The sequence below is a fragment of the Stenotrophomonas sp. SMYL89 genome, assembly GCF_036319985.1.
GTDB lineage: Bacteria > Pseudomonadota > Gammaproteobacteria > Xanthomonadales > Xanthomonadaceae > Stenotrophomonas > Stenotrophomonas maltophilia_Q.
On sequence record NZ_JAWIRW010000004.1, the window covers coordinates 59,724 to 73,638 of the forward strand.

Consider the following 13,915-nt stretch of genomic DNA (forward strand, 5'->3'; position numbering starts at 1 on the left):
GCGGCGCCACTGCCCTGGAGTACCGTCGCATGTCCCTGCCCCTGTCTTCCGCCAGCGCTGGTCTCGGCCTGCGCCGTGGCCTGATCGATGAACTGCTGGCGATGCCGGCCAATGCCATCGACTTCCTCGAAGTGTCGCCGGACAACTGGATCGGGGTTGGCGGTGCCCACGGCGCGGCGCTGCGCCAGTTGAGTGAGCGCCATCGCCTGACCTGCCACGGCCTGTCGCTGTCGCTGGGCGGTCCGGACCCGCTGGATCGCACGCTGCTGGGACAGACGCGCGCCTTCCTCGATCTGCACCAGGTGCAGCTGTACAGCGAACACCTGAGCTACTGCGCCGCCGGCGGCCATGTCTACGACCTGCTGCCGCTGCCGTTCACCACCGAGGCCGTGCACCATGTTGCCGCTCGCATCCGCCAGGTGCAGGACATGCTGGGCCGACGCATCGCCGTGGAGAACATCTCCTACTACGCCGTTGCCGGTGCGGACATGAGCGAGATCGACTTCATCAACGCCGTACTCGCCGAAGCCGACTGCGACCTGCTGCTGGACGTCAACAACGTCTTCGTCAACGCCTGCAACAACGGTTACGACGCCTTCGATTTCCTGGCCCGCGTGCCGGCGCATCGCGTCGCCTCGCTGCACGTGGCCGGCCACTTCGACGAGGACGATGGCTTCAAGATCGATACCCACGGTGCGCCAGTGAAAGGCGTGGTCTGGGCGCTGCTGCGTGAGGCCTATGCACGTGTCGGCGTCCACCCCACCCTGCTGGAGCGCGATTTCAACTTCCCGCCTTTGGCCGAGCTGCTGGCCGAGGTCGAGCAGATCCGCCACGCGCAGGCCGATGTGCTGCTGCCCGAGGTGGCCCATGGCTGAGCCGCTGGCCACCCTGCAGCAGCGCTGGGCCGACCATGTACGCGACCCATCGATGCCCGCGCCTGAGGGCATCGATGCACGGCGGATGGCGGTCTACCGCCGCCTCTGCATCGACAGCCTGGACAGCCTGCTGGCAGGCAGCCTGCCGCGCCTGCAGGCGCAACTGGGTGATGCCTGCTGGCGCGACACCGTGGAGCACTACTACGCGCGGCATGCCTGCCATACCCCACTGTTCCCGCAGATCGCCGGCGAATTCGCCGCGTGGCTGGGCGTGCAGGCAGACCTCGCGCTGCCGGGCTGGGTGGCGGAACTGGCGCATTACGAAAGCACGCAGCAGGCACTGCACATTGAAGCGCGGGACACCGGCCAGCAGCCATTGCATGCGCCACAGGCAGGCAGCGTGCTGGCGCTGTCTCCACTGGTGCGGGTGCTGGGCTACCAGTGGCCTGTGCATGAGGACGCCGGCCAGAACGGCGCGCCTACCGCGATGCCGACGTTGCTGCTGCTGCGACGCCTGGGTGACTTCAGCCTACAGGTGCAGGAACTTTCACCGCTGGCATATGCGCTGCTGTCGGCGTTCGGCGATGACGGCGCCCGTGCGGAAGACGCGCTGCAGGTACTGGCCGATCTGCATGGCGTGGCCGCCGACGAACTACGCACAGCCTGCATTCCGCTGCTGGGCGAGCTGTGCGCGGCCGGCGTGCTGGTTGTGCCGAACGACTGTTGAAGGCGCCGGCCAGCGGCCGGCACTCCCCATTCCTTGGCCGGCCAGAGGCCGGTGCCACCCATTTCCTGATTCGAGGTTTGATCATGGCTGTTTCCAATACGTCCTCCCTGCACGGCTGGCGCCTGTTCGTGGCCATCGCCGTGGTCCTGATCGCATTCGCACTGGCGGCATTCACCCTGCAGCCCGACGTGGTCGAGGGCAGCCGCACGGCGATCCGGGTGACGGCACGCACATCGTTCCTGCTGTTCCTGGCCGCCTTCACCGCCTCCTCGTTCGCCAGCCTGCTGCCCGGCCCGGTCACCCGCTTCCTGTTGCGCGAGCGTCGCATCGTCGGCCTGTCGTTCGCGTTCTCGCACCTGCTGCATGCGGTGGCGATCACCGCCTTCGGCATCCTCAACCCCGCGTTCTGGCCGGCGCGCTCGGCCCTGGCCAACCTGCCGGGCACGATCGGCTATGTAGCCATCCTCGCCCTGGCCATCACCTCGCATCGTGGCATCGCCCGCCGCATGGGCCCCACCGCGTGGCGTCGCCTGCACGTGACCGGCATGTGGATCATCGCCGCAGTGTTCACCTATTCGTACTTCAAGCGCGTGCCCGGCAACTTCGGGTACGCGGTGCCCTCCGCGTTGCTCTTCACCGCTGTCGTGGTGCGCGCGATCGCCAAGCGGGCGCAGTCGCTGCGGCGCAATGCGCATGCGCGGCCGCCGCTGCGGAGTTCTTGAGGAGGCGGTTACCTGTAGAGCCGAACCCATGCTTGGCTGCCTCTGGTTCAGCCGAGCATGGGCTCGGCTCTACAGAGGGATCCCAGCACGATAGACAGCGAATTCCTCGCGGAAAGGGATCTGACCCCACTTCAGATCACGGGGCGCGGCGCAGGGTGATCAGGGTGATTTCCGAAGGCACGCCGATGCGTGCCGGGAATCCGGCCCACAGGCCAGCGCCATTGCTCACGTACAGGGTCATCCCGTCCACCTCGTAGCGGCCGGAGACGTAGCCGCCGTTCGCCCGCTTCACCAGCTGGTCCATGCCGATGATCTGCCCCCCGTGGGTATGCCCGGACAACTGCAGCTTCACGCCGCGCGCGGCCGCCTCACGCGCATTGCGTGGGCGATGATCGAGCAGGATCACCGGTGCGGACGGATTGGCACCGGCCAACGCGGCATCCAGATCCGGCAACGGCAGGCCGTAGCGTGCCGCCACCGGGTCGGTGACACCGGCGATGGTCAGCGCCGCATCACCGCGTCGTACCTGCAGGTGGCTGTTCTCCAGCACCTGCATGTGCAGCGTGCGGAACGCCTGCATCCAGTCCTGGTACTGCGCGTAGTACTCGTGGTTGCCAGTGATGGCGATGACGCCATCCGGAGCCTGCAGATCGGCCAACGGTCGCGCGTCGTCGCGGCGGGCCTCGACGCTGCCGTCGATCAGATCGCCAGTGATCACGATCAGGTCCGGCTTCAGCGCGTTGCTCTCGGCCACCACCCTGCGCACCCACTCGCCGGTCAGCAGACGGCTGGCGTGGATGTCGGTCAGCTGCAGCACGCGATAGCCGTCGAATGCGGCCGGCAGATCCTTGATTGCCACGTCGATCTGCCGGGGCTTGGGTACGGCCATGCCCTGGCTGATCCCATAGCCACTCACAAGCAGGGCCAGCAGGCCGGCCAGCGGCCGCAGCTGCGGTGCACGCAGGGCCGATACCATGCGCGGCCAACGCAGCAGGCGCGAAACCAGCAGGCCGGCGTCCAGTACCAGCATCACCAACGCCAGCAGCAGCACGGCAGTGGAGCAGGTCGCCAACAGGGCGATCGCCATTTTCGGAATTTCCGGCGACGCCATCGTGCCCCAGAAGGTGGCCACGATGCGCAGCTGCACGGCCACGGCCACCACCAGCAGCGACAGCACGACCTTCAACCCGATGGGCATGCGCAGAGGCCAGAACAGGCGCCAGGCCACATACAGGCCCATCAACAAACCGATCGTACTCAGCACTGCAACCATCCATGACAGAAAGCGGGCCCGCCATGGTGACGGCTGCGGGCCATGTTGTGTAGAGCCGCGCCATGCTGCGCTGCTTTGAATGTAGAGCCGAGCGCATGCCCGGCTACATCCGCGGAGCCGAGCATGGGCTCGGCTCTACAACGGCTGGTCGAGGCGCTCCAACCGCAGGCGGGCGATGCGGCGCTTTTCCATCGCCAGCACGGTGATGCGCACGCCGGCCACGTCCACCGCATCACCGATGTCCGGCAGGCGACCCAACTGTTCCAGCACCAGGCCGGAGATGGTCAGGTAGTCGGTACTGCGCGGCAGCGACACGCCGGCCAGTCTCTGCAGGTCGTCCAGGGTCAAGGCACCATCGGCCTCCCACTGGCCTTCCCCCTGCGCGACCACGCCATAGCGTTCGTCCTGGGTATCGACCAGATCACCAGCAATCGCCGCCAGCAGGTCGTTGGCCGTCACCAGGCCTTCCACGCTGCCGTACTCGTCCACCGCCACCGCCAACGGCACCGGATGCTGGCGGATCAGTTCCAGGGCCTGCAGCGCACTGGCGCTGGACAGCACGTACTGAGGCTCGCGCAGGTTGCCTTCCAGCTGCAGCGACCTGCCCTGCAGCAGGTCGGCCAGCAGGTCGCGGCTCTGCACCACGCCGCGCAGGCTGTCCAGATCACCATCGCCAACCAGCAGGCGGGTGTGCGGCGATGCCACCAGGCGTGCCACCACGTCGTCCTGTCCACGCGCCAGGTCGATCCACTGTACGTCGGCGCGCACGGTCATCACGCTCGACACCGGGCGATCCGCCAGCCCCAGCACGCTGCGGATCATCTCGTGTTCGGCCGGCTGCAGGCGTTCCCCGGCATCCACAGGTTCGTCCGCGCCGTCCTCATCGTGGCCATTGGCCGGACGCGCGCCGAGCATGCGCAGCACCGCATCGGCAGTGCGCTGGCGGAACGGCTGGCGGCGCTCGTTGCGCTCGCGGTTGAAACGTACCCACTGGTTGAATGCCTCGACCAGGATCGAGAAGGCGATGGCCGCGTACAGGTAGCCCTTCGGGATCTTGTAGCCCAGGCCCTCGGCCACCAGGCTGAAACCGATCATCAGGAGGAAGCCCAGGCACAGCACCACCACCGTGGGATGCTTGTTGACGAAGCGGGTCAGCGGCTTGCTGGCCACCAGCATCAATGCCATCGCGATGGTCACCGCGGCGTACATCACGCCCAGGTTGTCGACCATGCCGACCGCAGTGATCACCGAGTCCAGCGAGAACACCGCATCGAGTACCACGATCTGTGCCACGACCATCGCGAAGCTGGCGTAGACCTTCTTGCCATTGTCCTCATGCTGGCGGCCTTCCAGCCGCTCGTGCAGCTCCATGGTGCCCTTGAACAGCAGGAACAGGCCGCCGCCCAGCAGGATCAGGTCACGCCCGGAGAAACTGTGGTCGAAGAGCGTCAGCAGTGGCTCGGTCAGCTTCATGATCCACGCCAGCGCCGCCAGCAGCACCAGCCGCATCAGCAGGGCCAGCGCCAGGCCGATCACGCGCGCGCGGTCGCGCTGGTGCGGCGGAAGCTTGTCGGCAAGGATCGCGATGAACACCAGGTTGTCGATGCCGAGAACGATCTCCAGCACGACCAGGGTTGCAAGGCCCATCCATATCGAGGGGTCAGCCAACCATTCCATTTCAGGTCCGTTTCGTCAGTAGGTAAGGGAAAAAAGCGACCACTCAGTCAGCGTCCTGTGCCTGCGCCGGGTCATGCCCGAGCAGGTCGCCGGGCGTGCACTGCAGCTCGCGGCAGATCGCATCAAGGGTGGAAAAGCGGATGGCGCGCGCCTTGCCGGTCTTCAGGATCGACAGGTTCGCCAAGGTGATGTCGATGCGCCCGGCCAGTTCGGACAAGGTCATGCCCCGTTCCTGCAGCATGCGGTCCAGGGTGATGACGATCGCCATCAGATGACACCGTCGAGGTCATCGCGCATCGCCGCACCCACGGCAAACACGCGTGCCAGCACGAACAGCATCAGCACCGCGACCAGGCCGGTGATCGACATGCCCCCGCCCACCTCCATCCAGGTGAAGTCCGGCCCCATCCAGGCCGCGTAGGCACCGATCAGGATCGACAGCAGTTCCATCGCCAGCATCAGCCACGCCATGCGTTGCAGGCGCTGCGCATTGGCATGGGTGAACGGCCGCTCGCGCGCCGCCGACTTCAGCAGCCTCAGCAGATGGCGCAGGAACAGCAGGCACAGCACCAGCAGCGCGATGATCGCGCCCAGGCCCAGGCAGAAGTGCAGGAACAGATCATTGCCATGCGTGGCGACAGCCGCAGCGTCATGCACGCTGTCGAGCAGCCAGCGACGGTCGTGGGCGACCAGCGGCACCGCTAGCAGTGCGGCCAGGATGCCCAGCCAGCACATCGCCCGCACGGCCTGTACGGCGGCCTGGGCCAGGGTGAACAAGCCTCGCGCGGGTCTGGCGCGGGCGGGACGAGCGGTCAAGCGGCCTCCGGCATTGGGGTGGCCTCGCCGCCCCGAAGTGGATTTATCGATAAACGATATACCACATCCCGCGTGAAAGGCTGAATCGCAAGCCTGCCCCTTCCGTCGGTCAGGGCCCGGGCGCAGCGGGCTCCAGCATCGCTTCACCGGGCGTGGCCGAGGCCATCGCCTGCACGCCGGCCTCGGCCGCCTGCCGCGTGACCAGCCGGAAGCGCACCTGCAGCTTGGCCTGCCCCGGCGTGGCCCAGCCGTACTGGATCGCCACCTGATCAGCCGACAGCGGCCCGCGGCCCGGCAACGAGCGTACCTGCAACGGCTTTGGTGCCGCCTGCACCAGCCGCGCGAACCCCTTCTGCACCACCGCCGCCTCGGCCTTCTCCGCATACACCGAGCAGGTGCCATCGTCGGCCCAGCTGACCGCATAGCGCCCGCTGGCCAGCGGCACCATCCAGGCCACACCCGGCTGGCCCTGCAGCAACGTTGCAGCCTCGGCGGGCTGCAGCGGTGACAGCCCGTTGGATTCCATCAGCGACTGCAACCGTGCTGGCGCGCCGATGTGCTGCATGCAGGCGGTATCGAACAGCTCGCTGAAGGGATCCTGCGCCGGGGCCTTGGCCTTGGGCGTACGCGCGGGTTGCGCCACCGCCAGGGTGGGCAGCAGGGCCAAAGCCAGCCAGAAGAACGCAGGACGCATCGGGATTCCACGCTACGGAAAACAGCAGGGAGGATGGCAAAGGCCTGGCGCGCCGCGCAATGGCCGCGATGGCCACCAGCCTCCCGCTGCCGGGTCAGACTGCCATTTCACCCTGGTCCTCGCCATCCCAATAGTGGATGCGGCTGGCGCGCACGTGAATCAGTACCAGCCCCGGTGTATCCACGCCCTGCTCGAACCAGCGCTCAAGATCCTTCACCCAGTGCGCGCGCATCACAGCGCGATCGCGAACCAGCGCCGCCCTTCCCTGCACGTGCACGAACAACGGCGGCTTGCCCAGCAGTGACCTGCTGCCGGAAAAACCCAGCGCAACGGCGGGGTCAGCCTCAATCTCGTGCACCATGTCGGTGTCTTCTGTGGTGAAGAACCAGCTGTCACCGTCGTAGTCCACGTCACCGTTGTTGCTCATCGGACGACCGGCAATTTCTCCGCCGGCGCGGGTCTGCAGCATGGTGAAATCGATGTCGGCCATCTTCTTGGCCAGTTCGGGCAGTGTGAGCTGGGTCATGGTGTCGTCCTTCATCAAGTGAAATCCCAGCGTCTGCGCAGAGTGGTGACCGAAGCGTGGAAGGTCAATGTCGGCTTCTTCACAGAAAGCGAGATAGGGCGCGTGGCGCGTGCGTGACGCGCTGCTCACCACCCCACCTGCGTTTGCAGCAGCTGCACGCCCCATCGCGCGCCGGGCGATCCTGCAGACGCTGCGACGGGTGCATGCACGCATTGGCTGACGCGTGCCATCAGCGCGTGATGCGACCGCCACCCGCGACCCGTACCCGATCGCGCCCCTGCGCCTTGGCCCGGTACATGGCCGCATCGGCGGCACGCAGCAGGGTGCGCCAGCCCAGCGCGTCGGTGCCGCCCTCGGCCACGCCGAAACTGGCGGTCACCCGCAGCACGGTGCCACCGGCCAGCGCGATGTCCATCTGCTGCAGGGCCAATCGCAATGACTCGGCCAGCTGGCGGCCACCGGCCAGATCACCGTCGGCCAGCAGCACCAGGAACTCCTCACCACCATAGCGGGCGATGCTGTCGCTGCGGCGCAGGTGGTGCTGCAGCAACTGCGCCACCTGCACCAGCACTTCGTCGCCGGCTTCATGGCCATGGCCATCGTTGATCGCCTTGAAGCGATCCACATCCAGCAGGATCACCACGGCGCTTGCATCGCCTCCGGCGTGTCTCTGCTGCACCACCTCATCCAGCGCGCGCCTGTTCAACAGTCCGGTCAGCTCGTCGGTGCCGGCGAGCTGGCGCAGCTCGCTGGTCAGTGCCGAGCGCTCGCGCGATTTCTCACGCAGTACTTCGATGGCGTCGAACAGGCGCTGCATCTCGGCCAGCGGATGGGTGACATGCTGCTCCGGGCCAGGTGCATCCGTGGCGAGCTGGATCACCTGCTTCTGCGCCTGCAGCAGTGGCTGCAGGATCTGCAGGTGGGCGATGCGCAGGGCCACGCCCAGCACCACCAGCGTGCCCAGCGCGGTCGCCACCAGCACAGCCAGGCGCATGGCCTCGCGGTTGCGGGTGCGTTCGTAGCGGGCGATGGACACGCTCAGGTAGCCATCACGCAGGGCTTCCAGCGACTGCAGGGTAGGCACGTAGCGCGTGGTGAACTCGGCAGCGGTCCACGGCGGTGGTACACCACGGCGGCCATCCTCGATCAACTGCTCGATCATCGGCAGCGATTCGCCGAAGAACTGCCGTCGTGCCATGTCCCAGTGCCATGACAGTTCCGCGTCGCTGCGGAACACCGACTCATGGCTGCCCGCCAACCGCCACAGCTCCAGCAGGCGGCCCTCGGTCTGCAGTGCAGCGCGTGCCTGCTCCTCGCGCCATGCCCCCGGTACCGCGACCGGCGCCATCACGTTCGAGGCCAGGCGGCCGCCATGTTCGCGAAGATCGATCAGCACCTGGCCCTGCGTCGCCGGAATCGCCGCTTCACGGTCGGCGCTGACCAGCACGTTGATCTGTGCCGAGGTCAGCAGGTGCAGGCGATCAACCACGGCGAACATGCCACTGATCGCACGCTCCACCGCCTCCACCCGGCGCGCATCGTGCGGTTGCGCCACCACCCGGTCCACCGCAGCCCGCGCCGACTGCAGGCGACGTTGCGCGTCGGCCAGCAGGCCACGCTCATCCAGCACGCCCGGGTCGTTCTTGAATACGGTCTCCAGCTGCAGCATGGCGGTGTCGACCCGCTTGCGCGCGGCCGCCAGCTGCGCGGCCAGCCGCGCCTGTTCGGCGGCGTCGGCCGGGTCAGCCCCCAGCAGGCTGTTGGCCGGACCGCGCTCGGCCGAAGCCAGGTTGGCGAGATCGAAGGTCTGCCGCAGCTGGCGCAGGCTGGCCAGGTTGTCTTCGGCGCCGGTGTAGCGCAGCGTGCCCTGGACCAGGGCGATGGCCATCAACGGCAGCGTGCACACCACGAACAACCCAGCCAGGATCCAGACCCAGGTCCGCAACCTGATGGGCGATGCCTTGCCGGCCATGCAGAATTCCCCTGAAGTGCGGCTCACTGTAGCGAGCGGCTCCGGCGGCGCCAAGCCAGCGCCGTACGATCCGCCGGGGTGGATATAGCGCAGCGCGCGCGAACGCGCCGACAACGCCGGCGCCCCCCGTCCAGCCGGTCAGATGCGACAGGTCACGCCGGGTCAGATCCAGCGCTGGTCGACCAGCTCGCGCTTCACGTAGGCATAGAATACCGGCGCCGCCACCAGGCCGGGCAGGCCAAACGCCGCTTCCATCACCAGCATGGCCAGCAGCAGCTCCCAGGCACGGGCCTGGATTTCCCCGCCGACGATGCGTGCATTGAGGAAGTATTCCAGCTTGTGGATCACGATCAGGTACAGCAGCGCGGCCACGGCCACGTAGAACGAGACCGACAGCGCGACGATGGTGATGATGGTGTTGGAAATGATGTTGCCCACCACCGGCAGCAGGCCGGCAATGAAGGTGATCAGCACCAGCGTCTTGGACAGCGGCAGGTGCACGCCGAACAGCGGCAGCACGCCCAGCAGGAAGATCGCCGTGAACACGGTGTTGAGCAGCGAGATCTTCACCTGTGCGAACACCACCTGGCGGAACGCGGTGGCCAGGCGGCTGGTGCGGCCGATCAGCTCCTGCGCCAGCGGTCCCATCTGTGGCAGCGGCAGTTCGTCGTACAGCGCGATCATCGCGCCCAGCACCATGCCGATCAGTACCCGTACGCCAATCTGCACCGCCGAGGTACCGGCCACGCCCAGCTGGCGCTGGTGCTCTGCCGCCCAGTCGTTCAGCGCCGTGCGCAGCGCGGGCATGTCCTCGGGAATGTAGGGCTGCAGCAGCACCGGCACCTGGTGCCGCGAGCTGTTGAGGATATCCATCAGATGGCCCAGCAGCGCATCCGGGCCACCGGTCTCGGTGCGGAAGAACGAGGCCACGCCGATGCCGGCCAGCACCAGCGCGCTGATGATGACCGCGGACAGCACGATGACCGCAATCGCCCGCGCCCGTCCCGGCGGCAGCTTGCCTTCCACGGTGGACGCCAGCACATGGGTCAGCTGGAACACCAGCAGGCCCGACAGCAGGGTCACCACCAGGCCGAGCTTCAGCGCCAGCCACATGCCCAGCAGCATCATCAGCCAGGCCGCGATCCTCGGAACGGGGGGCTTGGGCTGGGCAACGAGGGCGTCTTGCATGGGGGCACGTCCGGGCGGGGTGGCCCATGGTAGAGGATTGGCGACGACGATTCCGCGTGCAGGATGAACGGCCGTCTGGCAGAGCGTGCAGGGGCCTGCGGCCTCGACGCGTCACCCTCACTCGCCGTAGCTGGCGGTGTTCTTGCCCTGCCGTTTGGCGTGGTAGAGCGCACGGTCGGCCAAGGCCAGCCAATCCTCCACGCTGCCGCCGCGCGGCGTGGCGGCAATGCCGATGCTCACGCTGAACTCCACCCCTGGCGTAGCCTGCCGCGCCGCTTCGAGCAGGTGCAGGCGGACCCGCTCGGCTACGTGCATCGCATCCACGGGCGCGCAGTCGTGCAGCAGCACGACGAACTCATCGCCGCCCAGGCGCGCCGGTGTATCACCGGGCCGGGCGAAGGCACGCAGGGTCGAGGCGATGTGCCGCAGTACTTCATCACCAGCGCGGTGCCCGTGCGAATCATTGATGCGCTTGAAGTCATCCACATCGAGCATCAACAGGCAGGCAAAGCCGCCCTGCCCCTGCGCCTTGTCCAGCGCCTGCTGCGCACGCAGGATCAGGAAGCCGCGATTGGCCAGTTCGACCAGCGGATCCATCCGGCTCAGGCGCTGCAGCTGGCGGTTCTGCGACTTCACCCGACGCGCCAGCTGCCAGCTGAGGATGCTGAGCCCGATGCCATAGACGAACAGGAACGGCACGCTGAGCACGATCGTGCGTTGCGACGACACGGGTTGGTAAGGAAACCCGAGCGCCCACCAGGTGAGCGCGAAGCCCACCACCAGAGCCAGCGTGGCCCGCATCGCCAGGCGCACGCCGCCGGCCGCGATCTTGTCGGCCACCAGCAGTGCGGCGAACAGTGCACTGGGCACTGCGCTCAAGCCCATGAACGCGATCCAGCCGCCGCCGAACAAGGAGTCGGCCACCATGCAGCGGAACTGGACCGCGGCTGGCTTGCGCGAGCGTTGGGTCAGCACCAGCGCCAGCGCCGGCCACGCCAGCGCATTGAGCAGCAACAGGACCCAGGGCAGCGGCCCATCCTGGCGCTCCAGCATGATCGAGGCGATGGGAATCGCGCCCAAGCCATTGCCCACGAAGCGCATCCAGCCGATGCGCCGTGCCGCGCCGACGCCTTCGACCGCGACCTCCGTCGAGTCAGTCAAGAACGGCATTGCCGACCCCCCTGCGCGATCGCACGTTCCACCCCGGCCCCTGCCGGGCTGCCAGTCGTGAGTCTGACAGCTTTACGTCAATTCGGGATCAAGGACTCGAACCTGCAGCGTCCCTGGCCTCACCTGGGCCCAGGCGCCGCCGTCGACCCCCGCACCATCAGGCTGAAATCCAGCGTCTGCTGCAGCGGCACATCCGCGTGTTCGATGATGGCAAGCAGCAGGTTGACCGCGCGCTCACCGATTTCCCGCATCGGCTGCCTGATCGTCGTCAGCGGCGGCGTGAGGTAGCGCGAGGAGGCCAGATCGTCAAAGCCGACGATGGACAGCTCGTCCGGCACGCGGATGCCCCGGTCGCGGCAGGCCGCCAGCGCACCCAGCGCCATCTGGTCGCTGAAGCAGAAGACTGCGGTCGGTGCCGACGCATCGGCCAGCAGCGCCACGACCGCGGCATGCCCGGATTCCACCGAAAAGTCGCCCGGCACCACGCTCAGCTTGCGCAGGCGGCCGCGCGCCTTGCCGGCTGCCCGCACCCCCTCCAGACGTTGCTGGTGCAGAGGATTATCCGGCGGCCCGCCGACCACGGCGATCCGTTCATGGCCCAACGCGTACAAATGCTCCATGACAGCGTGTGCAGCGGCGGCATTGTCGATGTGCACACTGGGCAGGCCCAGCGCGGGGTCGAACTCGCATCCGTTGACCACCGGCGCAGCAGCTCCCCTCTGCTGGACAATCTCGCGCGCCGTCGGTGGCAGGCGATGGCCGAGCACGATCATGCCGTCGGCCTCGTTGCGCCGGAGCATCTGCGCGTAGCGCTCCTCGCGGTCGGGTTGGTCCTGGGTATCGCCCAGCAGCACCGCATAGCCGACAGCCTGTGCGGCGTCTTCCGCCCCCTGCAGGATCTGGGCGAAGAACGGGTTGGCGATATCCGGCACCGTGACCAGGATCTTGCCGCTGCGCTGGGTCTTGAGCGTGCGCGCGACCGTATTGGGCACGTAGCCCAGCGCTGCGGCGGCCTGCTCGATGCGTGCGCGCGTCGCCGGCAGCACCTTGTCCGGCCGCGAAAGTGCACGTGACACGGTGCCGGCAGAGACGCCGACGTGCTTTGCAATGTCGTAGATGGTGGCCATGGCGTTAGTTCTCCTGCCCGCTGTGCACTGCACAACAGGTCCTGCGTATGCCCCTGCTAGGATAATGCAATCGATTGCATCGAGGGCGAATCACGTTGAAGACGCTCAAGGGTCCAGCGCTGTTCCTGGCGCAGTTCATCGGCGACACAGCTCCTTTTGATCGGCTGGACACGCTGGCCGGCTGGGCCGCGGGCCTGGGCTATTCTGGCGTACAAGTGCCGACCAGCGCGCCCCACCTGTTCGACCTGGCCGAGGCCGCACGCAGCCAGGCGTACTGCGACGACCTTGCCGGCATGCTGGCCGGGCATGGCGTACAGATCACCGAACTGTCCACCCACCTGCAGGGGCAGCTGGTCGCCGTCCATCCCGCCTATGACAGCCTGTTCGACGGATTCGCACCGCCGGAAAAGCGCGGCGACCCGGCCGCGCGCCAGGCCTGGGCAGTGGAGCAGCTGCTGCTGGCAGCCAAGGCCAGCCAGCGGCTGGGACTGACCGCACACGCCACCTTCTCCGGCGCACTGGCCTGGCCGTACTTCTATCCCTGGCCGCAGCGCCCACCCGGCCTGGTGGAAGAGGCCTTCGCCGAACTCGGCCGGCGCTGGCGCCCGATCCTCGATGCCTTCGATGACTCCGGCGTGGACCTGTGCTTCGAGATCCACCCCGGCGAGGACCTGCACGACGGCGCGACCTTCGAGCGCTTCCTCGACGTGGTCGACCATCATCCGCGCGCGAAGATCCTGTACGACCCCAGCCACCTGCTGCTGCAGCAGATGGATTACCTCGGTTTCATCGACCGCTACCACGCGCGCATCGGCATCTTCCACGTCAAGGACGCGGAGTACCGCGCCAGCGCCAGCAGTGGCGTGTATGGCGGCTACCAGGACTGGATCGATCGCCCGGGCAGGTTCCGCTCACTCGGCGACGGCCAGATCGACTTCAAGTCGATCTTCTCGAAGTTCGCGCAGTACGACTTCCCCGGCTGGGCGGTACTGGAATGGGAGTGCTGCCTGAAACACCCGGAGGACGGCGCACGCGAGGGCGCGGCCTTCATCCGCGACCACATCATCCGCGTGACCGAACGCGCCTTCGACGACTTTGCCGACAGCGGCACCGACGCTGCATCACTGCACCGCATGCTGGGACTCTGA

The 13,915-nt window shown here is 67.4% G+C and carries 14 protein-coding genes; 4 read left to right on the plus strand and 10 right to left on the minus strand.

Features of this window, described 5'->3' with window-relative positions:
- Window positions 1–29: 29 nt before the first annotated feature.
- The 3 genes from V3B41_RS06295 (at window position 30) to V3B41_RS06305 (ending at window position 2,324) form a co-directional block, all read left to right on the plus strand.
- Window positions 30–875 (plus strand): DUF692 domain-containing protein, encoded by an 846-nt coding sequence (locus tag V3B41_RS06295; protein WP_049430009.1) that lies wholly within the window; start codon window positions 30–32, stop codon window positions 873–875.
- Complete coding sequence (locus V3B41_RS06300; RefSeq protein WP_057502669.1) at window positions 868–1,602, plus strand: putative DNA-binding domain-containing protein; 735 nt, start codon at window positions 868–870, stop codon at window positions 1,600–1,602. Before V3B41_RS06295 ends, V3B41_RS06300 begins: the two co-directional genes overlap by 8 nt.
- An 83-nt stretch (window positions 1,603–1,685) precedes the next feature.
- On the plus strand, window positions 1,686–2,324 hold the full coding sequence (locus V3B41_RS06305) for a ferric reductase-like transmembrane domain-containing protein (protein ID WP_329860498.1): 639 nt from the start codon (window positions 1,686–1,688) through the stop codon (window positions 2,322–2,324).
- A 136-nt stretch (window positions 2,325–2,460) separates the two neighbouring features.
- Here the strand turns inward: V3B41_RS06305 and V3B41_RS06310 are convergent, their stop codons facing one another.
- The 10 genes from V3B41_RS06310 to V3B41_RS06355 all read right to left on the minus strand — a co-directional run bounded on the left by V3B41_RS06310 (window position 2,461) and on the right by V3B41_RS06355 (window position 12,767).
- A complete protein-coding gene (locus tag V3B41_RS06310; RefSeq protein WP_329860500.1) occupies window positions 2,461–3,597 on the minus strand; it encodes a metallophosphoesterase in 1,137 nt (378 codons plus the stop codon).
- A gap of 135 nt (window positions 3,598–3,732) precedes the next feature.
- On the minus strand, window positions 3,733–5,274 hold the full coding sequence (locus tag V3B41_RS06315; protein WP_295548958.1) for a TerC family protein: 1,542 nt from the start codon (window positions 5,272–5,274) through the stop codon (window positions 3,733–3,735).
- 43 nt (window positions 5,275–5,317) lie between these two features.
- Window positions 5,318–5,542, minus strand: coding sequence for a helix-turn-helix transcriptional regulator (locus V3B41_RS06320; RefSeq protein WP_005408494.1), 225 nt, complete (start codon window positions 5,540–5,542; stop codon window positions 5,318–5,320).
- Complete coding sequence (locus V3B41_RS06325) at window positions 5,542–6,009, minus strand: DUF2975 domain-containing protein (RefSeq protein ID WP_295549002.1); 468 nt, start codon at window positions 6,007–6,009, stop codon at window positions 5,542–5,544. Before V3B41_RS06325 ends, V3B41_RS06320 begins: the two co-directional genes overlap by 1 nt.
- A 190-nt stretch (window positions 6,010–6,199) precedes the next feature.
- Window positions 6,200–6,784 (minus strand): hypothetical protein, encoded by a 585-nt coding sequence (locus tag V3B41_RS06330; RefSeq protein WP_197632808.1) that lies wholly within the window; start codon window positions 6,782–6,784, stop codon window positions 6,200–6,202.
- Window positions 6,785–6,878: 94 nt separating this feature from the next.
- Complete coding sequence (locus tag V3B41_RS06335) at window positions 6,879–7,310, minus strand: pyridoxamine 5'-phosphate oxidase family protein (RefSeq protein ID WP_180849188.1); 432 nt, start codon at window positions 7,308–7,310, stop codon at window positions 6,879–6,881.
- Between the two features lie 229 nt (window positions 7,311–7,539).
- The gene (locus V3B41_RS06340; protein WP_295548963.1) at window positions 7,540–9,282 is read right to left on the minus strand and encodes a GGDEF domain-containing protein; all 1,743 of its coding nucleotides are present in this window, start codon (window positions 9,280–9,282) and stop codon (window positions 7,540–7,542) included.
- A 162-nt stretch (window positions 9,283–9,444) separates the two neighbouring features.
- Window positions 9,445–10,470, minus strand: a complete 1,026-nt coding sequence (locus V3B41_RS06345; protein WP_329860506.1) for an AI-2E family transporter — start codon at window positions 10,468–10,470, stop codon at window positions 9,445–9,447.
- A gap of 117 nt (window positions 10,471–10,587) precedes the next feature.
- Window positions 10,588–11,640: a diguanylate cyclase gene (locus V3B41_RS06350; RefSeq protein ID WP_329860508.1), complete on the minus strand. Its 1,053-nt coding sequence runs from the start codon at window positions 11,638–11,640 to the stop codon at window positions 10,588–10,590.
- Window positions 11,641–11,759: 119 nt separating this feature from the next.
- Window positions 11,760–12,767: a substrate-binding domain-containing protein gene (locus V3B41_RS06355; protein WP_197632811.1), complete on the minus strand. Its 1,008-nt coding sequence runs from the start codon at window positions 12,765–12,767 to the stop codon at window positions 11,760–11,762.
- Window positions 12,768–12,862: 95 nt separating this feature from the next.
- On the opposite strand from V3B41_RS06355, the gene V3B41_RS06360 reads away from it, so the two are divergent.
- A complete protein-coding gene (locus V3B41_RS06360; protein WP_329860512.1) occupies window positions 12,863–13,915 on the plus strand; it encodes a sugar phosphate isomerase/epimerase family protein in 1,053 nt (350 codons plus the stop codon).